This window comes from Paraburkholderia sp. RL17-368-BIF-A, from assembly GCF_046054045.1.
GTDB classification, from domain to species: domain Bacteria; phylum Pseudomonadota; class Gammaproteobacteria; order Burkholderiales; family Burkholderiaceae; genus Paraburkholderia; species Paraburkholderia graminis.
In genome coordinates this window covers 115,928-137,921 of sequence record NZ_JARESN010000003.1, presented here as the reverse complement: position 1 = coordinate 137,921, position 21,994 = coordinate 115,928, and the positions used below count along the sequence as shown (strand labels likewise).

Here is a 21,994-nt window from a genome sequence, read left to right as displayed (position 1 = left end):
TTCAGGAATCCGTTGTTAGGAAATGAGCACTCAGACAGGCGTCGCGCGCGCGATTTTTACAAGGTGTGGTGGAAACTGGTCGGGCATCTTGTCGACGAGCGGCAGGCAGACCTTGCGAAACGATTCGACGTCCACGCTGAGGTTCACCTGCATGCCATGCTTGCCGAGGAACTGGTATGCGTCGACCTCTTCCTTCTGCGTGTGGGTGCGCAGCACGTTGTCGGCATCGTTCGCGGCGGCCATGAAAGTCTGCTTTTCGGTGGCGGTAAGCCCATCGAAATACTTCGTGCTGGTCACTGAATAGCCGGTGGTTAGCACGTGATCGCTTTTCGCGACGTACTTCTGTACTTCGTAGTACTTGTTCGACTTGACCACTGTGGGCGGCGTCTCCTGGCCGTCGGCAACGCCTTGGCGCAACGCGAGGTACAGTTCGCTCAGATCGACTGCCGCAGTGGTTGCGCCCATCGCCTGCACCATCGCGATGTAGGCCTTGGAGATCGGCACGCGCATCTTCAACCCCTGCATGTCGTTTACCGACTGGATCTGCCGCTTGCTGTTAGTGATGCAGCGAAAACCCAGATCCGTCCAGCCGATAAGCCCGAAGCCCTTTTCGCGGCACCTGGCTCGCAGATCGTCGCCGAATGCGCCGGCGAACGCGCGGTACGCCTGGTCGCGGCTTTTCCACAGATAGGGCGCATCGGTGATCGACACTTCCGGCACCCAGTTCGTGAGCCCCACGCCGATCACGCCGACTTCCAGCGCGCCATTACGCACCGCCTGGCCAATGTCGCGCTCCGTGCCCATCTGCGCATTCGGATAGATCTGCACGAGCATGGCACCCTTGCTGCGCTTTTCAAGCGACTCCTTGAACGCGACGGACCATACGTGCCAACCGTGCTCGGTCGGTGCCGTATGCGCAACGCGCAGACGCTTCGGCGCGCCCTGCGCGTGCGCATGCAAACTCGCGAGCGGCCCGAAGGCGGCGCCGAGCGCCGTGCCGGCCGCCGCATGCATCACCGCGCGGCGGGCGCGGCCATGTTCGTCCAGCGCGGCGCCAGCCGGCTCCGAACTATCCGCTGCCCCATGTGTGACGATGTTGATCGGTTTCATCTGTTGTGTCTCCTCCAGGCTGGTGGGGCCGCTCCGTTTGGCGGCGCGCTGTTATGCGAGTGACCCATATCCGGTTTTCGTGGGATTGAGTGTCAGGTTTATGAAGGTTTACGTCTTGAAGCCCAGCGCATGCGGCAGAAATTCGGTGAGTCCCGGCACATACACAACGATCACGAGGCCGGCGAAGAGCACCAGCAGATACCAGAGCATCGGCCGGATTGCGCGTTCCACCTGTGCACCGCAAATCGCGCACGCGACATATAGCGCGATGCCGATTGGCGGCAGGATCACGCCGATGCCGAACGCCTCCGCCATCACGATGCCGTAATGCAGTGGATTGATGCCCAACTGGATAGCCACCGGCAGCAACAGCGGCGCGATGATGATGATGGTCACGAAGCTTTCGAGCAGCGAGCCGAGCAATACCGTGATGACCACCACGGCGGGCAGAAAGGTCGCCGCGCCGAAGCTCGCGACCATATTGGCAATCGCGGTAGTCACGCCTTCGAGGGTGAGCGCCCACGAGAAAATGGTGGCCGCGCTCACGGTGAAAAAGATCATGCCGTTGAGCAGCGTCGCCTGTGTCAGTGTTTGCCAGAAGCTGCGCGCGCCGATCTTGCGGTTCAGAAGGCCGAGCGCGAGCGCGTACAGCACCGCGAAAGTCGACACTTCGGTCGGCGTGCCGAGCCCGCCCGCGATGCCGCCGATCAGGATCACGGGCATCAGCAGCGGCAGCGCGGCGCGCCTCGCCGAGGCGCGCACTTCGGCGCGGCTCGCGCGCGGGGTCGGCATCCAGCCGGCGAACGTCGCACGCACGCGCACCAGAATCATCAGGCAGATCGCGAGCGTCGCGGCTGGTATCAGACCGGCGACGAACAGCGCGCCGGTCGAGATCGACGTGGCCGAGCCCATCAGAATCAACGCAATAGAAGGCGGCACAGACTCCGACATCGCTGCCGACGAGGCAAGCAGCGCCGCGCGTTCTTCGGCGGCGTAGCCGTGGTGTTGCAGCTTGCGGTTCATCGGCAGGCCGACCATTGCCATGTCGGCGGCTTTCGAGCCCGATATGCACGACGAGATGTACACGCCGATGATCATCACCTGGAAGAGGCCGCCCTTCTTGTGTCCGATCAGGCTGCCGACGAAATCGACGATGCGCAGTCCCACATCCGCGCGGTCCATGATGAATCCCGCCAGGATGAAGAACGGCAGCGCGAGATAGATGAAGCCGCCCGAGCCGCGCTGAGCGTTGGCGACGGCGGACATCATATCGGCCGAGCCAATTGCCTGCACGCAGACGACGCCGATCACCGCGAGCACGAATCCCACCGGCACCCCGATCACGATCAAGCCGAGAAAGAGCGCGGTCAGCAGCAAGTACAGCACGGGCGCATGAAGACCGAGCCACGTCTTGCACAACATGAAAAGGAGCACCGGCAGCCACACCAGTGCGAACGAGGCTAGCTTTGCGAAGGTCGGCCGCTTCAAATTCGCAAGCGCCGCATGGATCACGAAGAGTGCCGATCCGAAGGTGATCGGCAGAGTGCTCCACGCGTAGGGAATTCCGAGCAGCACGGTCGATTCGTCCGCGTTCGAGATCAGGAGGGGAATCGAGAAGCCGCCGATCAGCAGAGAGACGATGATCACGATCCATTCCGATGCGCCATCGCAAATGTCCTGCCAGCGCCTCGGCAGACGGTCCACGAAAAGGCGGATCGACAGGAACTGGCCGCGGCTGTAGGCAACAGCGCCGCCGAGAAACGCGGCGGTCACGAGAAAGAGCGGTGATAGCTCGTCGACGCCCATGAGCGCCGACGAATGAAACACCGAGCGCGAGAGCGTCGCGACGAAGATCAGAAACACCTGCGCTATCAGCATCAGATTCAGCACTGTGATGACGATGCGATCCGTGGAGCGGATCCACGCAGGCAGATCAGCACGGGTGGGGCCCGAAAGTGGGCCGTGCGCGGTCGAGTTCACCGGCTGCATCGTGCACCTCCGCACCACATCGCGCGGCGGGCGCCGCCTCGCAGCGCAAGATTGCGGACCGCGCACGCAGGGTCCGATGCGTTGATGATGTCCATGCGTCGTCTCCGTATTTTTTTACTCAGTCTGCGCGGCGCACGTGAGACGTTTGGCCTCGGTGAGCTGCGGTGCCGGGTTTTCCCAGTTTCGTGAAGGCGATGTTAAGCGCTATCCTTCGCAAGGAAAAACTGATTGTTTTGCGGTCTAGCGATCCAAATTTTCTATCGACGCCGAGCGCGGGGTACTGGAATGAACGTAACGCTGGATCAATTGCGCGCGTTTGAGCGGGTGGTGCGTCTCGGCAGTTTTAATGCGGCTGCGGAGGACCTGCACCTTGCGCAGCCCAGCATTTCAGCGCGCGTGAAGGAACTCGAATCGGCGCTAAACGTGCAGTTGTTCGTGCGACAGGGACCGAGGATCCGGCTGACCGCCGAGGGGCACGCGCTGATCGAATTGGCCGATAGAACGCTGGGCAGCGCGAGTGAACTCGTCGAGCGCTTTCGCACGCGCGATCCGCTGCGAGGCTTGCTGCGGCTCGGAATGAATGAAAGCTTCGCGCTGGTGTCGGCGACCGATCTGATCGAGCGCATCGAGCGTCATTATCCTGCGGTGCGGACGTCCATCTTCGTCGGCGATACCGGCGCGGTTAGCCAGATGCTTGCGGCAGAGCAGTTGGACGTGGCGATCGTGTCGGAGGCACATGTGCCCGGACATGTGAAACAGGAGGTGATCGGCAAGAACCGTTTCGGGTGGTTTGCGCATGCAGGTTTCCCAGTCACGCGCGAGGTGCTGTCGCCATCGGACCTCGCTTCCCTGCATCTGCTCATCAGCCCGCCGACGGCAAGGCTGCATGAGACGGTTCTCAAATGGTTCGCCGATGCGCGCGTGACGCCGGAGCGAGTGAGCACTTGCAATAGCCTGCCGGTGACGGTTCAGGCGGTTGTCAAAGGACTGGGCGTGGCCTTGGTGCCGGTGCGCATCATCCAGTCGGAAGTCGACGCGCATCGGGTGCGGCAGCTTGTGGTTGCGCCGGAGGTCCCGGCGCATAGCGTCTCGATCTGCTACCAGGCGAGTGAGTTTGGGCCGGGAATCAAAAGGCTGGTCGATCTGATTCGTGAGTTGATCGCGCATCACGAGCTCTTCTGATCTCTCGGCCGATGCATTCCGGCCAGGCGTGCGCGGCCCAGGCGATCGCACAGTATTAGCCGGAAAAGGGACGCTGGCGGTATCGCGCGCTCGTCAGCCGGCGAGCGAATCGCGCAGCGCGCGGCGGACGACCTTGCCGGTTGCCGTCAGCGGCAGCGCGGCGACAAAGAGTACTTTGCGCGGATATTCGTGTGCGCGAGCGCCGTTCTGACATGCGCCTGCAGCTCACGCACGAACGTATCGCCAGGCGCGAAGCCGTCCTTGAGCACCACGAAGGCGCAAACGATTTCCGTACGCCCGGCGTCGCGCGCGCCGACCACGGCGGCGGCCCGCACCGCCGGATGGCGGAGCAGGCAGTCCTCGATCGGTCCCGGACCGATGCGATAACCGGCGCTTGGTGTGTATTCGCGTGTGGCCCGCGACAACGGACTTGGACCTGATGGCAACACGTTCCCGAAACAGTCCACGCCCCGTAGTGACATGCGTACGTTGTTATACAGGACAGGACACGCCGCATGAAACAGCAGCACTGGTCGCCCCTCCCATCAAACCTCGCCAGCCCAACACTCACTCGCGGCTCGGATGCCGATGCACAAAAGCGAGCAGCGTCTTGCGAAAGTGGGAAGCCACCGCGCTTTGCGAGTCATCACGCGTAACGAGATGCAGTGGTGCGCGAAAAGCACGATCGCCCGCCACGCGACAGTAGCGCACGCTTTCCTGATGGTAGCGATGCATCGACGCGGGAACGAGCGAGATACCGCCGCCCGCCGCGACGAGGTTGATGGCCGTTACCATGCGCGGCACTTCCTCGACCACGTGCGGCTCGAAACCCTTTGACTGACAGGCGCTAATAAAATCCGCGTACATGCCGGGGGCGCCAGGCCGACGCACGAAAATGAATGACTCGTTGGCAAGCTTCTGAAGCGCTATTGCGCGGCTGCTTATGAGCCGATGTCCTACGGGCAGCACCAGCAACATCCGTTCTTCAGCCAGCAGTTCGAACCGAAGACCTGCGGGCGTGTGAACCGGTTTGCGCAGAATCGCAGCATCCGCGCGGTCGTCTACCATCATTTCAATGATGTCCGCCGCGTTGACCTCCGTCATGTCGATTGCGACCTCAGGGTACAGCTCACGGAAATTACGTATGGCGGTGGGCGTCAGAGGGTGGAACGCGGCCGAACTCGTGAGCGCGACGCGCACGGTGCCTATGTGCCCTTGCGCAACGCGGCGCGCCTGAATGACCGCATTGTCCAGTTCGAGCAGCACGGAACGGGCGCGTGCTGCGAACGTTTCACCTGCCGCCGTCAGCGCGACGCCGCGCGGCTGCCGCACGAAAAGCGCGAAGCCGAGTTCCTGTTCGAGTTCCTGGATCTGCTGCGACAGCGGAGGTTGCTGAATGTGCAGCCGGGCGGCGGCGCGCGTGAACTGGCCTTCTTCGGCGACCGCGAGGAAGTAGCGCAAATGTCTCAGTTCCATGGCTAGCCTGCTATATGTTCTGGATATGGCAACCGCGTCTCATATGTATTTTACATTGGTGACTTACGCACGTACTCTTTATTCGCAGGCAGCCGAAAACAAAAGGAGACACATGCAAACCGTTATGCAAGCGGTCACGCCCGCTGCGGCCGCGCCGCCGCTGAGCCGTTCACAGATGCGCCGTGCGGTGCTTGCTTCAGTCATCGGCAATGGCCTTGAGTGGCTCGACTTTCTCATCTATGGGTATTTCGCCAAGGTCATTGCAGAGGTGTTCTTTCCTGCGAATAACAGCTTTGTGTCGATCACATTGACGCTCGCCACGTTTGCAATCGGCTTCCTGGTGCGGCCGCTCGGCGGCATTGTTATCGGCGCGTGCGCCGATCGTTACGGGCGCCGCAAGACCCTGTCGCTGCTGATTCTTCTAATGGCGCTGAGTACGCTGATGATGGGCCTCACACCCAGCTACGCGACTATCGGGATTGCTGCGCCGCTCATTGTGATTGTCGCGCGCATTCTGCAGGGGTTGTCGGTGGGTGGAGAGTTCGCAACCGCAGCCGCAATGCTCACGGAATATGCGCCGCCTCGGCGCAAGATGTTCTTCGGCAGTTTTCAAATGACATCGCAGGCCGTCGCGCTCCTGCTCTCATCGCTCTGCTCGCTGCTCTTCACCACGCGGCTCTCGCACGAATCGCTGGTGTCGTGGGGCTGGCGCGTGCCGTTCCTGCTCGGCGCGCTCGTCGGTCCGGTGGGCTTCTATATCCGGCACAAAGTAGGTGAGTCGCCGGAATTTCTTCAGCTGCGCGAGCGGCTCGGACACGCACCGCGTCAGTCGCTTCGCACGTTCATTCGTGAGCGCGGCGATGCGGCGCTGTGCGCGATGGGTGTCATCATCGTTGGAGCCGCAACGAACTACCTGTGGCATTCGTACATGCCGCTGTATGTCGAGCACCAGCTGCATTTGCCGCTGAAAAATGCGTTGTTCGGCACGGCCATGTCCGGCCTGATCGGGATTGTCGGCTATCCGCTGGCGGGGCGTCTTGCCGACCGTTTCGGCGCATATCGTCTGTTTTTCCCGGTCACGATAGCGTGGGTGTGCGTTGCCTATCCGCTCTTTGCATGGGTACTCGCCGCGCCGTCCGCTGAACGTGTGTTCACCGCGCAAATGATTGCGACTGTCGTGCTGAGCCTCATGTCAGGTGCGCACCCCGGCATGCTCACGCAACTCTTTCCGACCTCGACGCGCTCGACAGGCGTTGCGCTCTCTTACAACGTGGCAGTCACGCTGTTCGGCGGTCTTGCGCCCCTCACGGTTTCGACGTTGATCGACGTTACTGGCTCGCGGTTGGTCCCGGCATGGTATCTGATCTGCGCAGGCGTCATTTCGCTGCTGCTCGTTGGACTGACGGCCTCGGGGCGGCGCCTCGTTCGCAAGCCTGATCTCTGGCTGGCCGACGGTCAATGAGCGGCGCGATGAATCTTGTAATGGACAGCGATGCACGGTCACGCAACGAAGTGCCCGTGCAGGTGGTGGCCAGCGAACGGTTGATCGTGTCGAACGCGCGCGGTGAGGCGGCCGTGCCGCTTTTCAAGGGCGGCAGTGCGCGCCCCACCGAGGTGACTCGAGTGGTCGTAATGCTGCACGGAAGACTTCGCGATGCGGACGCATATCTGCAATCCACGCAGTGCGCGCTGGCGTCGTCGAGTGTCGAGCCCGACAGCGTGATCCTCGCCGTACCCCAGTTTCTGGCGACGGCCGATGTCCAGCATCATTCGTTGCCGGCCAACTGTCTGCACTGGGAATGGACCTCGTGGATGGGCGGTCTCGATGCAATCGGGCCAGCGCCGCTGAGCTCTTTCGATGTACTCGACGCGCTGATCGAACACTACGTGCGTGACGGCACTTACCCGAAGGTGCGCGAGATCGTCATTGCCGGGCATTCCGGCGGGGCACAGGTCGCGCATCGTCACGCGATACTCAGCGACGCCGCCGCGCGATGCAGGGCGGCGGGAGTGAACGTGCGTTATGTCATTGCGAATCCGTCGTCGTATGTGTACTTCGACGCTTGGCGTCCGCACTGTACAGACGGATCGAACGCGGACGCGCGCGCGGCCTGCACCGGGTTCAACGCATGGAAGTACGGCACGGAAGGGTTGCCGCGCTATGCAAAGGGACTGGATGTACAACAGCTCGAATACCGTTATGTCGATCGCGACGTAACTTACCTGCTTGGCACGCACGACAACGATCCGGCTCATCAGGCTCTCGACCGCTCATGCGAGGCCATGATGCAGGGCCCGCATCGACTCGCAAGGGGCCGCGCCTATTTCGCGTATCTGTGCAGACGGCATCCGCAACTGCGTCATCAACTGGTCGAGGTGGCGGGCGCGGCGCACAGCGGTGACGCGATGTTCGTGTCGCAGGCGGGTGTGCAGGCGCTCTTCGGCACGACCGCACGGCTTATCGACACCGGCGTCGTGCATGAGGGCCGCGCGCTCGAATAGCGATAGCGGCGCGGACGCATAGCAACAACATAACCAGCCAATCGTTTCAGGAGACGAAGATGATCAGAAGATCGCTCGCGTGGGCGCTCGCCTTCACCTTTTGCATCAGCGGATGCGGCGGCAATGGACCGACCAGCGAGAATCCAGGCGGTTCCACGCCTGCGCCCACCGCGGCCACGCAATGCAGCGCGTTGAGCGGGCTGTCGATTCCTGCGTCCTCGATTGCTGAACCGACCAGCGGCGCGACGATTACCAGCGCGACGCTAGTCGAAACGAGCGGCGAATACTGCCAGGTGAACGGTGCAATCGCCCCGGTCGACCCGACTGCGCCTTCCATCAAATTCCAGGTCAACCTCCCGACCAGGTGGAATCACAAGGCGCTGCATTATGGCGGCGGCGGTTTCGACGGCACGCTGATCACCGGTGTCGATCCGCTCGACATGGCCCCGACCGGCACATCCACGCCGCTCGCAAACGGCTATGTGACCTTCGGCGACGACTCGGGGCATCAGAGCTCGAGCATTACGGACGGCAAGTTTGCCGCCAACGACGAGTCGCTTGCGAACTACGGCGGCTTGAGCCTCAAGAAGACACACGACGTCGCCATGGTGCTGATCAGGAAGCGCTATGCGAGCGCGCCCGGCAAGGTCTATTTCTTCGGCAGTTCGACGGGTGGACGCGATGGTCTGAGCGAAGCGCAGCGCTGGCCGCAGGACTACGACGGCATTGTGGTGAACCGTCCCGCGCTCAACTATACGGGGCTTCGCCTGAGCAATGTCGTGCTCGGCCGGGCGCTTTATCTGAATGGCGGTGCGGGTTGGCTCGACGTGGCGAAAACGGTGTTGCTGCAGAACGCAGTCATGACCGCATGCGATGCGCTCGACGGCGTTGCCGACGGCGTCATCGCGAACGTGGCGGCGTGCAAGGCACAGTCGGCCACGGTGCTGGCATCGCTGCGCTGCCCGAGCGGCGCGGACTCGGGCGATACCTGTCTGTCTGACGCGCAGATCGCGACCGTGCAGACCATTGCAGCGCCGCTGCAATTGCCTTATCCGCTTGCGAACGGCGTGACGCGTTATGCCGGCTACAACATTCTCGCCGGTTCAGTCTTCGCCGGGCCAAATACCACACGCGATCTCGGCGAGTCCAGAGTCCCTGCAAACCCAGCGGGGAAGAAGGACGCTAACCAATGGGTAACGGGCGACCAGTGGGTCAAGTACTTCGTCACGCGCGTGCCGACTTTCGATTCATTGACATTCGACCCGCTGAATCCCGGTACGTACCAGTCGCGAGTGCAAACCGTGTCGGCGCTCACGGACGCGACCAGCACCGACTTGAGCGCCTATGTCGCGAAAGGCGGCAAGCTGATCATGACGCACGGTCTTGCAGACGAGATTGTCAGCACTGACTCGAGCACGGATTACTACAATGGACTTGTGCAGCGCTTCGGACAGAGCACGGTGGATGGGTTGGTACGCTTCTACCTGATGCCGGGCGTAGGCCACGGCACGGGACCGTTTCATCCGGCCGTCGATTCCCTTTCCGCACTCGATCAATGGGTAGAGACCGGCAAGGCGCCCGAAACCCTCTCGATGAGCGATCTGAACGCCGCAACGCTCGGTAGAACGAGGCCGCTTTGCCGTTATCCGCTATGGCCAAAGTACATTGGCGGAGATATCAATGTGGCCGCGAGCTTCCAGTGCGCTAGCTCCTGACGCGCAATTGCTTTACGCCGCCTGCAGGACGGCGCCCACGATCGGCGCCAGGCGGTCGCTCACAGCATATCGTGGAACGAGTCGGAATTTTGGTGTCGATCACGGCCCCGAAGGTGCAGTAATACATGGTGGATCCAGCGCCGATGCGCCAGTTATCGATATTGCCGCCATGCGCGCCGGGAGGCACGGTGCTGCCCGCTGTCGCGCGGGCAACAGTCTCATTTCGTGCCAGACCGCGACAGCGGGTCCCGACGGTGGCTTCATCGCCACCGATAGTCAACTAAATTGCTTCTACTTACCCGATGTCGGCGACTTCACACTCGGCGTCGCCAAGGTGTTGTTGCCACCCACGGGTGCGGTAGCGCCGGAAGTCGAATCGCTATTGACGCTGCTCGGCAGCCCCGAATTGGGATGCCCCGACATGCCGCTGTCCGAATTGGTGGTGCCCGGTGTGCCGTAGCCGCCCGTTGCACTATTCACCTGGTTTGCGGGGCTAGCCGTGCTGCCTGTCGAACCGTTACCGCTGGAGCCACCGGCGGCCTGGGCGTAGGCGCCGCCGGACAGCGTGAGTGCGGCGACAGCCGCGAGTAACGCGCTCGTTGCCTTGCTCATGATTTCTGCCTCCTTAGTCAGAGAGAATAGGGATGCAGCCGTCGGCCGCATTCTTATTACGTATGCAGCAATCCACGTGCCGGACGCCGCGCGGTGGAACGTCTGTCCGTGGCGACAGACAACGGTGAATGCCCCAGGACCAGACTTCCTTTCTGCATGCCTGTTTGCAGAGCGCTCGGGGCGAGCTTCGGCACGTGCCCGACTGCGTCATACGCGTCATAGAGACTGCCGAACTCCCGCATGACCTGCTCAACGGACGGGGCGCTGCCAGGTTTTGACGAGGTCCGGCTATAGACATTCGTGCCGATGTACCCCGCAACGGCGCTAGCGCGTGCCGAGGCGCGCGTGATTGCGCGTCAGCTCGATCACGAAGTCAAGAAAAGCGCGGGTCTTTGCCGGCACGTGGTGCCGGGATGCGTAGTAGACGTATAACGGATACCGTTCGTCTACCCATTCGGGAAAGAGATTGATTAACCGGCCGTCGGCAATCAGGGGCTCGGCGCCGAGCAGCAACATCTGCGCAATTCCGGAACCGGCGAGACATGCGTTGAGCAAAGCGCCCGGGTCGTTGACCGTGAGTCGTCCCTGAGTGTCGACCACAATGCGTTTTCGCTTGCGATGAAATTCCCACTGGAACGGCTTGCCTGTCTCCGGGTTGCGAAATTCAAGGCATCGGTGGCTTCGGCCTTTGAGGTCCTCGGGTCTTGACGGCCGTCCCCAGCGAGCAATGTACGAGGGCGCCGCGACCGTCACGATGCGGGTGTCGAGCAGCTTTCTCGCGATCAGGGTAGACGCTTTGGGTTCGCCGAATCGCACGGCGAGGTCGAAGCCGTCCATGACGAGGTCGCCAAGACTGTCTCGCGCGATGAACTCGATTTCGAGTTCGGGGTGTGCGTCCATGAACGCATCGAGTTGTTGCCCGAGAATGGTCCGGTAGACGACAGGATCCAGATTGATTCTCAGCTTTCCACGCACAGCGGACGCGCCACCTGCCGCAGCGGCCGCTGCTTCTTCCAATCCGGCGAGATGGGGCATGACCTGCTCGTAAAAGCGGCGGCCCTCTTCAGTCAGGGAGACGGAGCGCGTTGTCCGGCTGAAGAGCCGGATGTTCAACCTTTTTTCCAGCCGCGCAATCGCCCGGCTGACGCCCGGCGGCGTCATTCCTATCACCTCCGAAGCGGCCACAAACGTTCCCGCATCCACTACGGCGGCGAACACGCTAATGCTGCCGGAAAGCTTCTCGCTACTGGATCTCATGGTTACTCGAGTTAATGCGCGTGGCGCAGCGCGATCGACCAGGTGAAAGCGAACGCTGCGCCGCGCAGCAGTTCGGAGTCTCCGTTGATCATGCCAAATAGGTGACTCATTGTCACTTATCTGATGACATCCATGTCATTTTGTTTTGTTTGGTGCTTGTCCAGAATACGTCTCACCGAGACATCCGCTGGACGCCTCAACGGGAACCGCTCACAGCGCGCGTTTTTCGCCAATCACTGATGCACTGCGATGCCGCGCTTCATTCACTCATTCGGGAAGAAACGAAAAATGGCAGTTCAAACAGATCGTCGCCGTCTTCTGAAGGGAGCGTCGAGCCTGCTGGCTCTCGCGACACTTGGTGGCGTCGCGAGCCGCGACGCGCGGGCAGTATCGCAGCGCGCGAGTGGCGACGCCGCGCTGGCGCATCACCCGGCCTACAGTTCGATCGATCAATGCCTGCAACGGGCGGTGGACGACGGCACGGTTGCCGCTGTTGTCGCCATGGGCGCAACCGACCGCGGACTGGTTTACGAGGGAGCGTGTGGCCGGGCGAACGCCCGCACTGGCGAGGCCATTAGTCCTGACACAGTCTTCTGGCTCCTGTCGATGACAAAGGCGATTACCGCAACCGCGTGCATGCAGCTCATCGAACAGGGCCGACTGCGGCTGGATCAACCCGCGGGCGACATCCTGCCGCAGTTGAAGTCGCCTCAAATCCTCGATGGATTCGACGTCTCCGGGCAGCCCAGGCTGCGTCCTGCGCGCAAGGCGATCACGGTGCGCCATCTCCTCACGCATACCTCCGGCTTCACGTACAGCATCTGGAGCGACGAGCTTAGCCGGTACGAGAAGGTAACGGGCATGCCGGACATCGGCTATTCGATGAACGGTGCATTCGCGGCGCCGCTGGAGTTCGAGCCGGGCGAGCGCTGGGAGTACGGCATCAGCATGGACTGGGTCGGCAAACTGGTCGAGGCCGTGACCGATCAGTCGCTGGAAGTCTACTTCCGCGAGCACATCTTCGATCCGCTGGGCATGCGCAACACGGGCTTTCTCATCGGCAGCAAGCAGAAGCAGCGCGTCGCCACCATGCACAGGCGTCAGGCGGACGGCTCACTCGCGCCCGAGCCGTTCGAGATCAATCAGCGCCCCGAATTTTTCATGGGCGGAGGCGGGCTCTTCAGCACGCCGCGCGACTACATGGCGTTCCTGCAGATGCTGTTGAACGGCGGCACATATCGCGGCGAACGCGTGCTACGCGGCGACACCGTCGCGACGATGTTCCGCAATCACATTGGCGATCTGCAGGTCACGGAAATGAGGACGGCGCAGCCGTCGTGGTCGAACAGCTTCGATCAGTTTCCGGGCGCCGCGCACAAGTGGGGGCTGTCGTTCGACATCAATACAGAGCAAGGACCCCACGGACGAAGCGCAGGCAGCGTGAGTTGGGCCGGATTGTTGAACACCTACTTCTGGGTGGATCCGGTCAAGCGTGTCGCCGGATCACTCTTTACGCAGATGCTGCCCTTCTACGATGCGCGCGTAGTGAACCTCTACGGACAGTTCGAGCAGGCGTTTTACGACGGTTTGCGTCGCGCGTGAGCGATTGGCCGTCGGCACGTCGACGCTGCGTCACCCGATATATCCACACAGGAGAACGAGCAATGTATGCAATCACAGGAATCACCGGCAAGGTGGGCGGCGCACTGGCCCGCGAACTTCTGGCTGCTGGTCAGCCGGTGCGCGCAGTCGTGCGCGATGCGACGCGGGCACAGGCGTGGGCAGAGCGAGGTTGCGAGATCGCGACGGCTTTCATGGAAGACGCTTCGTCGCTCGCCGCCGCGTTCGAAGGCGCGACGGGCGTTTTCATCCTGCCGCCTTCGGAGTTCGATCCGGAGCCCGGGTTTCCGGAAGCGCGCACAGTGATTGACGCTGTGTCCGCAGCACTACTGAAGGCACGGCCCGACAAGGTCGTTTGCCTCTCGACGATCGGCGCACAGGCCGACGAAGTCAACCTGCTCACTCAACGCACGCTGATGGAACAGGCGCTGCGCGAGATGCCGATGCCCGTGACCTTCCTTCGGCCTGGCTGGTTCATGGAGAACGCCGCATGGGATGTTGCGTCTGCAAGCGACGATGGCGTCATCGCCAGTTACCTGCAGCCGCTCGACAAGCCGGTGCCGATGGTCGCCACCGCGGACGTGGGCCGCGTTGCTGCCGAACTGCTGCAGCAGACGTGGCGCGGGGTGCGCGTCGTCGAGCTTGAAGGTCCACGCCGGGTGAGTCCTAACGATCTCGCAGCGGCTTTCGCCGGCGTGTTGCGTCGTCAGGTACGTGCGGAAGTCGTCGAAAGGCAGACGTGGGAAGCGCTGTTCCGCACGCAGGGCATGAAGCATCCTCTACCGCGCATGCGCATGCTGGACGGCTTCAACGAAGGCTGGATCGATTTCGAAAACAGTTCCGATGGAATCTTGCGCGGCCACGTCGAACTGGAGACCGTTCTGGGCGAGCTTGTGTCGCGTCGAACCTGACCAGAGCCGATAGCGCGGCGCGTGGACTCAGGGCCTTGCTCTACCGATGCATCAGCTTTTCGTTCAAACAAGGAATACACGATGGAATACAGCACGCTTGGCAGAACTGGTCTACGCGTTTCACGGCTGAGCCTGGGCGCAATGACTTTCGGTGCCGGCTCGGGCATCTGGGGCAATATTGCCGGCTTGAACAGCGATCAGGCCGCCCGGCTCGTCGCGATGGCCGTGGAGCGCGGCGTCAATCTGATCGACACGGCGGACGCCTACTCGCAGGGTCGCTCAGAGGAGGTCGTGGGTCATGTGCTGAAAGCGCTGGGGCTGGACGAAGATCGAATGCTCGTCGCGACCAAGGTTCGGTTACGCACCGGCACGGGCCACAACGAAGTGGGATTGGGCCGCTCGCACATCATGCGCTCGGTCGAGACAAGCCTGAAGAGACTCGGTCGCGATCACATCGACCTGTTCCAGTTGCATGACCGTGACGCGCTCGTTCCGCTCGACGAGACGCTTCGTGTGCTGGACGATCTCGTCACCCAAGGCAAGGTCCGTCACATTGGCGTGTGCAATTTCAGTGCAGCCGATCTCGAGCGAGCCGTCGGCATAACGTCCCGTACCGATCGGGCTCATGTCGTGAGCAATCAGGTGCACTATTCGCTGACGAGCCGCGATATCGAACACGAAATCATGCCGGTTGCCGCGTCAAACAAAATCGGGCTTCTGGTCTGGAGTCCGCTCGCAGGTGGCTACCTGAGCGGCAAGTACTCGCAGAATGGCGAAGCTGCCGGGCGGCGTGCGAAACTCGACTTTCCGCCGGTCGATCTAGTCAGGGCGGAGCCGATCCTCGCAGTATTGCGTGAAGTCGCCGACGAACTGGCGGCCACGCCGGCTCAAGTCTCATTGGGCTGGTTGCTAGCGCGCGAGCAGATCACTTCTGTCATCGTCGGAGCCCGCACGTGCGAGCAACTCGCAGCCAACCTCGACGCACAGAATCTCGCATTAACCGCCGAACAGTGTGCGCGGCTCGACAAAGTATCTGAGCCGTCGGTTCCCTTTCCCTACTGGATGCAACGCTTGCATGACCGGGACCGCATCTGCGGATGAGCGGCGGGGCGTCCGGAATCTTGCCTGCGCGAGGCGGTTGAATGGGGAGTGCCTGTGGCCGTGTGCGGCAGTTCATCCTCGAATAGCCGCCGCTCGAAGTCCGCGGCTGGCCGACCGGAAGGGGGCGACTGCGGCCTCATGAGGACTGCCGGGACGTTCCCCAGAGCGAGCGCCCGTCGAAGCATCGCCGCGTCGACCGACGATTCGGTTTGCGCATGCCTTATGTCCGGTGACGGCTTCCTTCTCATCGTGTCTTCAACGGTTATACGCGGTCTGCGGATGCGCTGACCGCGCGCGAATGTTCCGCCTGCTATCGGGTGGCCACACCGGCGAGTTGTCCTACGCCATCTGCCGTTTGCTTGCCTACGTTTCTCGCGACGACACCCAGGCCGCCCATCATGGTGACGCCTGTGTCGGCCACCTCAAACGTGGCTCCAGCGACCGTCACCGTTCCCTTGATGTGGTCGCTGCCGGACAGTGCACCAAACATGATTCGTGCCGCGGCGGGCCGCGTCTTGAATTCCGTGACGTGAAGAACGACCGGCGCACCGGACGCAGCGACGGGCACGCCGATCTTCGTCAACTCGGCACGGAAAGCCCCGACGACTTCCTGCTTCGCTTCGGCAGAAATGTCGAACGATCCTGCATCGATCTGCAGATCGCTTACACCGGCAGTGAGCACCGTGCCCACTTCGTGTCCGCGGTCGGCAGGTAGTGGATTCGTGGTCGGAGCCCCCGCACACGCTGAAAGAAGGACGACGCAGATGGCTGAAATCGGGACGAGACGCATTGATAGTTTCCAGTTTGGGGAAGCGAGGCTGGCGGAAAGTCCGGGTCAAAGGCTTGCGGTAGGGTCGGCATACTTGCCCGGACTTACCCACGTTCTACGGTCGCGCGGTGACTGAATATCGGCTATGGACGACAGGTCTTTAGCGTCCAGGCATTGCACTCTTCGTTTTTCAGCGCGTGCACCGGCTTTCGGCGTATCAGACCCGCGTAGTTAGCCATGAAGGAAAAGTACGATGCCTGCGCCTACCGGTTTCGAAAACTCGTTGGCGCAGTGGACGAAGCCCGGAGGCTGTGAAAAAGCGGCGTATGTCGGTATCAAGGGGGGGCCATCTGCGCGCAGTCCGTTCTGTATTCCAGGAGGTCGTGCGCCGCACGCGGCGGGTGATACACGAAGTCGCCGGCCTTGAGCATTAATTCGCCTTCACGTTCGTACCAGAACTTGACCCAGCCCTTCAGCACGTAAATCATCTGGAACGTCATCGGGTGCCAGTGCGGGCCGGTGGTACGACCGAGCTCTTTCGCGCGGGTGATCTGACCGCCGTAGGCGCCGTTGGTCGCTTCGACCAGACCAAAGTCGCGCGATCAGCCAGTCGCGGAACGGGTCTGCTTCGAACGGTTCATCTGCTCGGGAAAGACAAAACTTGCCGTCCATAGATGCAAGATTTTCAGTCGTCGTGCTCATATCAATCTGCCTTTCAAATCAAAAAATTCGATGGTCGGTCGGTGAGGAAAAGAGTTTGTGCGAGCTCGCGGCTAGTTCGTCTTCGCGCGGTTCGCGCGGCTGATGGTTCCGTCTGGTGTTACCTTCCAGCGCGAGAAGTGCGTTGTTGATGCTCGGCAGTTGTTCCAGTGTGGCGTCCTTGATGTGCTCCTTGATGTAGCCCACGGCGACCGTACCAGTTTCGGTGCCGAGATGTTTGCTGGCGAGGTCGCCCGCCGAGTAGATCGTCGTATTGTCGATACGCGTGAGCGCGATCAGTCCGCTCTTGTAGTACGGATCGGAGAAATCGATGACCTGCCGGCGCTCCGGCTTGATGAAAAGCTGCGACACGATCACGTCGATGTTATGTGTCTGGAGTGCGGGGATCAGCGCGCCGAACTCCATGGGCTGCAGGCGCCACGTGCGGTTCAGGCCTTTCGCGACTTCATCCCACACTTCCACGTCGAAGCCGGAATAGGTGTCGCCCTGCTTGAATGCGAATGGCGGAGCGCCAACGTTGGAGCCGACGACCAGTTCGGCGTCGGCTGCCTGCACGGAACGGGACAGCAGCATGGCGGGCCCGACTGCGACGCCGAGTTGCAACAGTTGACGGCGGTTCATGGTGCTTCCTATACGCTGGGTGATCGTGCCGGGCCAGCGCGTCGAGGCCGGTCCGGTGCCTTGGTGAACGGGTGCAGCGTCAGCGTCCGTTCTCGTGACGGGGGCCAGCGCGTTTTGGCCGGCCCATGCGAAACCCTGGCGCGAGCGCGACCACCAGTTCGATTTCGAGCAGGCCGTTCCCCGGCAAACTGGCGACGCCGAGTGCCGAGCGCGCATGCCGGCCGCTTTCATCGAAGATGTCGTGGAGAAGGGCTGAGGCATGGTCCAGGATCTGACTGTGATTCGCGAAGTCGGGTACGGCATTGACGAAGCCGCGCAAAAAAAGAATGCGGTCGATCGCCGTCGCATGCGGCAGCGTCGCGACGAGCGCGCTCAGCGCACGCAACACGCAGGTGCGCGCTGCGTGCCGCAAGACATCGGGCCGCGTGTCGGCACTGACCGGACCGGCGATGATCGCGTCGCCGACACGGCTGACCTGGCCGCTGACGTACACAACATCGTCGTGGACGACCGCGCCCACGTATGCACCTCGTGCTGATGGCACGGGTGGCAAAGTCAGGCCAAGTTGCGCAATCCGCGCCAGCAACCGGGTCGTCATGACGCCGCGCCAAGGTGTGTTTCGAACCGGACTGTGCCGGCGAGCCAGCAGCCGTCCAGACGCTCGCGTGTGGAACCTGTCTCGTGATTGAAGCGCACGGATATCTGCGACGGACGCTGCATTGCGCGTCCCTGGCGAATCGTAATGAGGCGCGCGGACGGTTCGACCATGCCATTGGCGAGGAGGCCGAACGACAGCGCGGAGGCCGTGATTCCGGTGGCCGGATCTTCCGGATAACCCGAGGCACGCGGGAATTGCCGGGCGTCGAAGATCTGACGGTCTGCGTCGAACGTGGCGTACGTATAGAGCCCGGTCGAGCCGAGCTGCTCGCACAGCGCCTCGATTCTCTCGAAGCGCGGCCGAAGGGCGTCGACATGCGCGGGACTGGCAAGCGGAATCAGGGTCTTGACCCGGCTCGTGCTGGCGTTTTGGATTGGCAGCGGCGCAAGCTGCGCGGCGTCGATGCCCAACACGTCGAGGATGTCGTCGCGCAGGGTTGGCGTGTCCGGCAAGGGTTCGATACGGCCAGCGGGCTGGGATATCTCGACCACGGTGCCGTCGCCCGCCCGCCCCGTGATACGGATCGACACGCGACCGCTGCGCGTCAGGACGACGAGCCGGTTGCGCTGCAAGCGGCCGGTCGGGTGGAGCAGCCACGCTGCGCCGATGGTGGCGTGGCCACACATCGACATTTCGTGGTTGGGGACCCGGAAGCGAAACTCGTAGTCGCAGCCGGAACCGGCGGGCGCCGGCAATACGAAGCCGCTTTCATGACCGTAGCGCCGGGCCACTGCCTGCATTTGCGTGTCGGACATGCCGGCGGCGTCGGCCACGATGGGCGCCGGGTTGCCGCCGCCGGGACCGGCGGCGAACACGCTTACGAGTTCGACGATGTGACGTTCTTGCATGACCGTTCAAACCCGTCTGACCGGGAATCTGTTTCCATCCGGTCAGATTACGGAGATCGGCGCGGTGGCGCGCGGCCCTATGGGCCTTACTTCTTGACCGAACGGGCCATGGTAGTGCGCAGAGCCGAAGGTGAATGGCCACCAATGCGTCGCACCGCACGCGCGAGCGCCGCGCCGCTTTCGGACCCAACGCGAAACGCAACTTCGCCTATGGGCAGATCCGTTTCGGCGAGCAGCCGGCAGGCATTCTCGTAGCGCGTGCGTTGCTGGAACTCGCCGATCGACATGCCGGTGCCTTCACGGAACAAGCGCGTGATGTGGCGGCGTGAAATGCCGAAGCGTCCTTCCAGCGTATCGAGCGGGATGGCCTGATCGGCATGGCGAGTGACAAACGCCTCGAGATCGGCGACCAGCGCCATGCCATGTTCACGCGGCGAGGTGCCCGACATCGTCTTGCCGGTGACGATCTCGCCGATGCACTGCATCAGCAAGGCCGATGACAGAGCCTGGCGAACGGCTGCGTTGCCATAGTCGCTCAGATCGTTGCGCAGCGAGAGGTCCTGTAAGGCGCGAATGGCTGAGGTTTGACGCGCGAGGATGGGTGTGCGCATGCGCCGGCGGAATTAGCCCGAGCGAGCCGACTTTGGTATCAAGCTTGCGCAGCGCGTCTCCCGTCACGTAGACCGCAAGATGCGTATGGGTAGCGCATCCCGCGCGCGTTTGATGAGCACGCCCAGACGGAACCACGGCGAAACGATCCTCCGACAGCCACGTACCCGCGCGCTGGTCCTCGTGGCAAAGTTCGACTGCGCCGTGGCTGGGCAGGATGAACATGAGGCAATCGTGCCAGTGCCATGGCATCGCATACGTGCCACCGCCGGTTAGCGCCGCGTGCCCGTCGTCAGCAGCGACGAGCACACGTTTGTCGGCGGGCTGACAAATCTGGTCGAATGATCTCAGCATGGTGGCACCTCAAGGAGAACGATGTCCGTCTTCGCTGCCGCATGATACGTGTACTTTAATTCCGGCATCCGACAGCTAACCTGTCCGTCCATGAGGGAGATTGGTCTCTCTCGTTGAACATGGAGGGCGGGCACCGATTCGACTCGGTTGTTGTCGGAGACGCGCCTGCCATCGTTGAGCAAATGCCCAGGTTTCGTGGCGTCGGCCATGCACATGCCGCAGCCAGGGCACTTTGAGTATTGTCGAGGCGTCTGAAAGCAGGGATATTGCGGCCGGAGGCGGAGATTTTCCAGACAGTGTCTGGGTAATCTGCGGCTCTAAAAATTAATCGCGACCGCAAACCATGGCCTTGACCGCCGTAGTTTGACGCGCAAGCTTCGTTCTGCCAGTAAAATTTCCCAGGTCTTTATTTAAGCGCGGACATGATCAGCCAATCAAAGAGACGATCAGGAAGGCACCACTTCAAGAACAACAACGACTTTGCCATATGACCACCGGAATAGCGTACCTTTGGACGCTTTGCCTTCAGCGCAGCAACTACAAGATCGGTGATGACTTCGGGTCCAGGTTGACCAGTTGGATTCGCCAGAGCGTTCGACAGTTTTTTCGAAAGCGAGGAATAGGCATTTCCCGACGAATGCCGCTTTGCTGATTCCAGGGCAATAGTGCTCCATTCCGATTTTATACCCCCCGGTTCGATCACAATGACATCGATGCCAAACGGGCGAACCTCATTGCGCAACGCGTCTGAGTAGCCTTCAAGGGCAAATTTCGAAGCGTGATACCAGCCACCTAGAGGAAGCGCCAGCTTTCCACCGATCGATGAAACGTTGATGATGCGGCCGGCGCGGCGTTCCCGCATGTATGGCAAGCACAGTTGTGTAAGCCGTGCCGGACCGAACAAATTTACTTCCAGTTGTCGGCGTGCAACTTCTAACGGCACGTCTTCGAGCGCACCGTACTCACCAAACCCGGCGTTGTTAACGAGTACATCAATTCGGCCATGATCGCGAATGATTCGATCAACGCATGCCACCAGGTCAGAATCATTGGTAATGTCCATCAAGACCGCTATACCTCCAGCGGCCTCGATGTTGCCCATGCGCACGAGACGCCGCGCCGCGCCGTATACGACATATCCTTCATCGAGCAGGCGCAGTGCAAAGTCGTTCCCCATACCGGAAGAGGCCCCGGTAACGAGAGCGACGGGTTTTTGGATAAGGCCCACTCTGTTCACTCCAATGTGTGAATGAAAATTTCGCTGGTTAGGATAAAGTGTCGAGTAACCCCACAGTCAAGTCCATTGTTATGCTCATAAGCGAGATTTCGAAAATTGCTGGCTTGTCCAAGGATGGCATTCGCCACTACGAGAAGATGGGCCTCTTCCGTTCGACCGCACGCAGCGCAGGGAGCCGCGTCTATCGCGACTACGACCCATCGATACTTGTCACGATCGAGCACATCCGTGACGCACAACGCCTGGGCTTTTCATTAAAAGAGATTGCGCCTCTTCTGAAGGCTTATCTGGATGCTCCTCCAAGCGTGGAGCAAACGATCGAGTTCCTCGACGCAAGGCTTGTTGTCATCCGGGAGAAGATCGCTTCTTTGCAAGAGGTCGAAGCCTTCATCGTCGACAAAATGGGACGATACCGAGCAAAAGATCGAATATACCTAGAGACAAAGACGGAAACGGGTCATTGAGACGAGTGACTGCATTAAGCGCGACGAAATCAGCGCGCATTTAATCCGGGGATAGCGGCCGGGACAGCCGGTGTTTCGACTGTTGAGAAAGCGTCCGGAACCATTCGTACATGAATTTTCGCATTCGGATCACAGATCAACTCGCGGACAGAATAAGCACACGACTTTGCGGTCTATAAACGACAACAAATATTGATTTAACTACCGTCACACAAGCTGGCTGACGTGAGAATGAAACA

The 21,994-nt window shown here is 61.5% G+C and carries 20 protein-coding genes and 1 pseudogene; 8 read left to right on the top strand and 13 right to left on the bottom strand.

What is annotated here, in order from left to right:
- Positions 1–30: 30 nt before the first annotated feature.
- Both P0D87_RS06585 and P0D87_RS06580 read right to left on the bottom strand, forming a co-directional pair.
- Positions 31–1,110: a TRAP transporter substrate-binding protein gene (locus tag P0D87_RS06585; protein ID WP_006048714.1), complete on the bottom strand. Its 1,080-nt coding sequence runs from the start codon at positions 1,108–1,110 to the stop codon at positions 31–33.
- 108 nt (positions 1,111–1,218) lie between these two features.
- Entirely contained in the window at positions 1,219–3,099 is a 1,881-nt protein-coding gene (locus P0D87_RS06580) for a TRAP transporter large permease (protein WP_053858253.1), read from the bottom strand.
- Positions 3,100–3,405: 306 nt separating this feature from the next.
- Between P0D87_RS06580 and P0D87_RS06575 the strand changes: the two genes are divergently transcribed.
- On the top strand, positions 3,406–4,281 hold the full coding sequence (locus P0D87_RS06575; protein ID WP_408636767.1) for a LysR family transcriptional regulator: 876 nt from the start codon (positions 3,406–3,408) through the stop codon (positions 4,279–4,281).
- Between the two features lie 93 nt (positions 4,282–4,374).
- Here the strand turns inward: P0D87_RS06575 and P0D87_RS06570 are convergent.
- Positions 4,375–4,676, bottom strand: a pseudogene (locus P0D87_RS06570) (AMP-binding enzyme); the annotation flags it as partial.
- Positions 4,677–4,848: 172 nt separating this feature from the next.
- A complete protein-coding gene (locus P0D87_RS06565; protein ID WP_053858251.1) occupies positions 4,849–5,757 on the bottom strand; it encodes a LysR family transcriptional regulator in 909 nt (302 codons plus the stop codon).
- A gap of 112 nt (positions 5,758–5,869) precedes the next feature.
- Here P0D87_RS06565 and P0D87_RS06560 point away from each other — a divergent pair, with 112 nt between their 5' ends.
- The 3 genes from P0D87_RS06560 to P0D87_RS06550 are packed head-to-tail and all read left to right on the top strand — an operon-like array spanning position 5,870 to position 9,974.
- Entirely contained in the window at positions 5,870–7,219 is a 1,350-nt protein-coding gene (locus P0D87_RS06560; RefSeq protein WP_408636766.1) for an MFS transporter, read from the top strand.
- Entirely contained in the window at positions 7,216–8,259 is a 1,044-nt protein-coding gene (locus tag P0D87_RS06555; protein ID WP_053858249.1) for a hypothetical protein, read from the top strand. The genes P0D87_RS06560 and P0D87_RS06555 overlap by 4 nt, the downstream gene beginning before the upstream one ends.
- 59 nt (positions 8,260–8,318) lie before the next feature.
- On the top strand, positions 8,319–9,974 hold the full coding sequence (locus P0D87_RS06550) for a tannase/feruloyl esterase family alpha/beta hydrolase (RefSeq protein WP_053858248.1): 1,656 nt from the start codon (positions 8,319–8,321) through the stop codon (positions 9,972–9,974).
- A 291-nt stretch (positions 9,975–10,265) separates the two neighbouring features.
- Here the strand turns inward: P0D87_RS06550 and P0D87_RS06545 are convergent, their stop codons facing one another.
- Positions 10,266–10,586: a hypothetical protein gene (locus tag P0D87_RS06545; RefSeq protein WP_053858247.1), complete on the bottom strand. Its 321-nt coding sequence runs from the start codon at positions 10,584–10,586 to the stop codon at positions 10,266–10,268.
- Between the two features lie 324 nt (positions 10,587–10,910).
- Positions 10,911–11,843: a LysR family transcriptional regulator gene (locus P0D87_RS06540; RefSeq protein ID WP_029969346.1), complete on the bottom strand. Its 933-nt coding sequence runs from the start codon at positions 11,841–11,843 to the stop codon at positions 10,911–10,913.
- Positions 11,844–12,131: 288 nt separating this feature from the next.
- On the opposite strand from P0D87_RS06540, the gene P0D87_RS06535 reads away from it, so the two are divergent.
- The 3 genes from P0D87_RS06535 to P0D87_RS06525 all read left to right on the top strand — a co-directional run bounded on the left by P0D87_RS06535 (position 12,132) and on the right by P0D87_RS06525 (position 15,475).
- On the top strand, positions 12,132–13,445 hold the full coding sequence (locus P0D87_RS06535; RefSeq protein ID WP_171799855.1) for a serine hydrolase domain-containing protein: 1,314 nt from the start codon (positions 12,132–12,134) through the stop codon (positions 13,443–13,445).
- A gap of 62 nt (positions 13,446–13,507) precedes the next feature.
- Positions 13,508–14,374, top strand: a complete 867-nt coding sequence (locus P0D87_RS06530) for an NmrA family NAD(P)-binding protein (protein ID WP_053858245.1) — start codon at positions 13,508–13,510, stop codon at positions 14,372–14,374.
- 81 nt (positions 14,375–14,455) lie between these two features.
- Positions 14,456–15,475: an aldo/keto reductase gene (locus P0D87_RS06525; protein ID WP_053858244.1), complete on the top strand. Its 1,020-nt coding sequence runs from the start codon at positions 14,456–14,458 to the stop codon at positions 15,473–15,475.
- Positions 15,476–15,785: 310 nt separating this feature from the next.
- On the opposite strand, the gene P0D87_RS06520 is transcribed toward P0D87_RS06525, so the two are convergent.
- The 7 genes from P0D87_RS06520 to P0D87_RS06490 all read right to left on the bottom strand — a co-directional run bounded on the left by P0D87_RS06520 (position 15,786) and on the right by P0D87_RS06490 (position 21,282).
- Positions 15,786–16,166 (bottom strand): hypothetical protein, encoded by a 381-nt coding sequence (locus tag P0D87_RS06520; protein ID WP_029969354.1) that lies wholly within the window; start codon positions 16,164–16,166, stop codon positions 15,786–15,788.
- 413 nt (positions 16,167–16,579) lie between these two features.
- The gene (locus P0D87_RS06515) at positions 16,580–16,795 is read right to left on the bottom strand and encodes a cupin domain-containing protein (RefSeq protein ID WP_269745258.1); all 216 of its coding nucleotides are present in this window, start codon (positions 16,793–16,795) and stop codon (positions 16,580–16,582) included.
- A gap of 169 nt (positions 16,796–16,964) precedes the next feature.
- The gene (locus tag P0D87_RS06510; protein ID WP_051153990.1) at positions 16,965–17,585 is read right to left on the bottom strand and encodes a transporter substrate-binding domain-containing protein; all 621 of its coding nucleotides are present in this window, start codon (positions 17,583–17,585) and stop codon (positions 16,965–16,967) included.
- Positions 17,586–17,664: 79 nt separating this feature from the next.
- A complete protein-coding gene (locus P0D87_RS06505) occupies positions 17,665–18,183 on the bottom strand; it encodes a RidA family protein (RefSeq protein ID WP_035570103.1) in 519 nt (172 codons plus the stop codon).
- Positions 18,180–19,058 (bottom strand): PhzF family phenazine biosynthesis protein, encoded by an 879-nt coding sequence (locus P0D87_RS06500; RefSeq protein WP_321175725.1) that lies wholly within the window; start codon positions 19,056–19,058, stop codon positions 18,180–18,182. The genes P0D87_RS06505 and P0D87_RS06500 overlap by 4 nt, the downstream gene beginning before the upstream one ends.
- Before the next feature lie 119 nt (positions 19,059–19,177).
- Positions 19,178–19,702 (bottom strand): helix-turn-helix domain-containing protein, encoded by a 525-nt coding sequence (locus P0D87_RS06495; RefSeq protein WP_029969363.1) that lies wholly within the window; start codon positions 19,700–19,702, stop codon positions 19,178–19,180.
- A 758-nt stretch (positions 19,703–20,460) separates the two neighbouring features.
- Positions 20,461–21,282 carry an oxidoreductase gene (locus tag P0D87_RS06490; RefSeq protein ID WP_082366988.1) on the bottom strand — a complete coding sequence of 274 codons (822 nt, stop codon included), beginning with the start codon at positions 21,280–21,282 and terminating at the stop codon, positions 20,461–20,463.
- A 47-nt stretch (positions 21,283–21,329) separates the two neighbouring features.
- On the opposite strand from P0D87_RS06490, the gene P0D87_RS06485 reads away from it, so the two are divergent.
- On the top strand, positions 21,330–21,755 hold the full coding sequence (locus tag P0D87_RS06485) for a MerR family transcriptional regulator (protein WP_198143926.1): 426 nt from the start codon (positions 21,330–21,332) through the stop codon (positions 21,753–21,755).
- Positions 21,756–21,994 lie beyond the last annotated feature (239 nt).

What these genes read in the sequence shown, in the direction of transcription:
- P0D87_RS06525 (WP_053858244.1), top strand. Translation starts at nt 14,456, where the DNA reads ATGGAATACAGCACGCTTGGCAGAACTGGTCTACGCGTTTCACGGCTG.
- P0D87_RS06550 (WP_053858248.1), top strand. Translation starts at nt 8,319, where the DNA reads ATGATCAGAAGATCGCTCGCGTGGGCGCTCGCCTTCACCTTTTGCATC.
- P0D87_RS06530 (WP_053858245.1), top strand. Translation starts at nt 13,508, where the DNA reads ATGTATGCAATCACAGGAATCACCGGCAAGGTGGGCGGCGCACTGGCC.
- P0D87_RS06510 (WP_051153990.1), bottom strand. Translation starts at nt 17,585, where the DNA reads ATGAACCGCCGTCAACTGTTGCAACTCGGCGTCGCAGTCGGGCCCGCC.
- P0D87_RS06555 (WP_053858249.1), top strand. Translation starts at nt 7,216, where the DNA reads ATGAGCGGCGCGATGAATCTTGTAATGGACAGCGATGCACGGTCACGC.
- P0D87_RS06535 (WP_171799855.1), top strand. Translation starts at nt 12,132, where the DNA reads ATGGCAGTTCAAACAGATCGTCGCCGTCTTCTGAAGGGAGCGTCGAGC.
- P0D87_RS06580 (WP_053858253.1), bottom strand. Translation starts at nt 3,099, where the DNA reads ATGCAGCCGGTGAACTCGACCGCGCACGGCCCACTTTCGGGCCCCACC.
- P0D87_RS06545 (WP_053858247.1), bottom strand. Translation starts at nt 10,586, where the DNA reads ATGAGCAAGGCAACGAGCGCGTTACTCGCGGCTGTCGCCGCACTCACG.
- P0D87_RS06540 (WP_029969346.1), bottom strand. Translation starts at nt 11,843, where the DNA reads ATGAGATCCAGTAGCGAGAAGCTTTCCGGCAGCATTAGCGTGTTCGCC.
- P0D87_RS06565 (WP_053858251.1), bottom strand. Translation starts at nt 5,757, where the DNA reads ATGGAACTGAGACATTTGCGCTACTTCCTCGCGGTCGCCGAAGAAGGC.
- P0D87_RS06495 (WP_029969363.1), bottom strand. Translation starts at nt 19,702, where the DNA reads ATGCGCACACCCATCCTCGCGCGTCAAACCTCAGCCATTCGCGCCTTA.
- P0D87_RS06560 (WP_408636766.1), top strand. Translation starts at nt 5,870, where the DNA reads ATGCAAACCGTTATGCAAGCGGTCACGCCCGCTGCGGCCGCGCCGCCG.
- P0D87_RS06585 (WP_006048714.1), bottom strand. Translation starts at nt 1,110, where the DNA reads ATGAAACCGATCAACATCGTCACACATGGGGCAGCGGATAGTTCGGAG.
- P0D87_RS06505 (WP_035570103.1), bottom strand. Translation starts at nt 18,183, where the DNA reads ATGACGACCCGGTTGCTGGCGCGGATTGCGCAACTTGGCCTGACTTTG.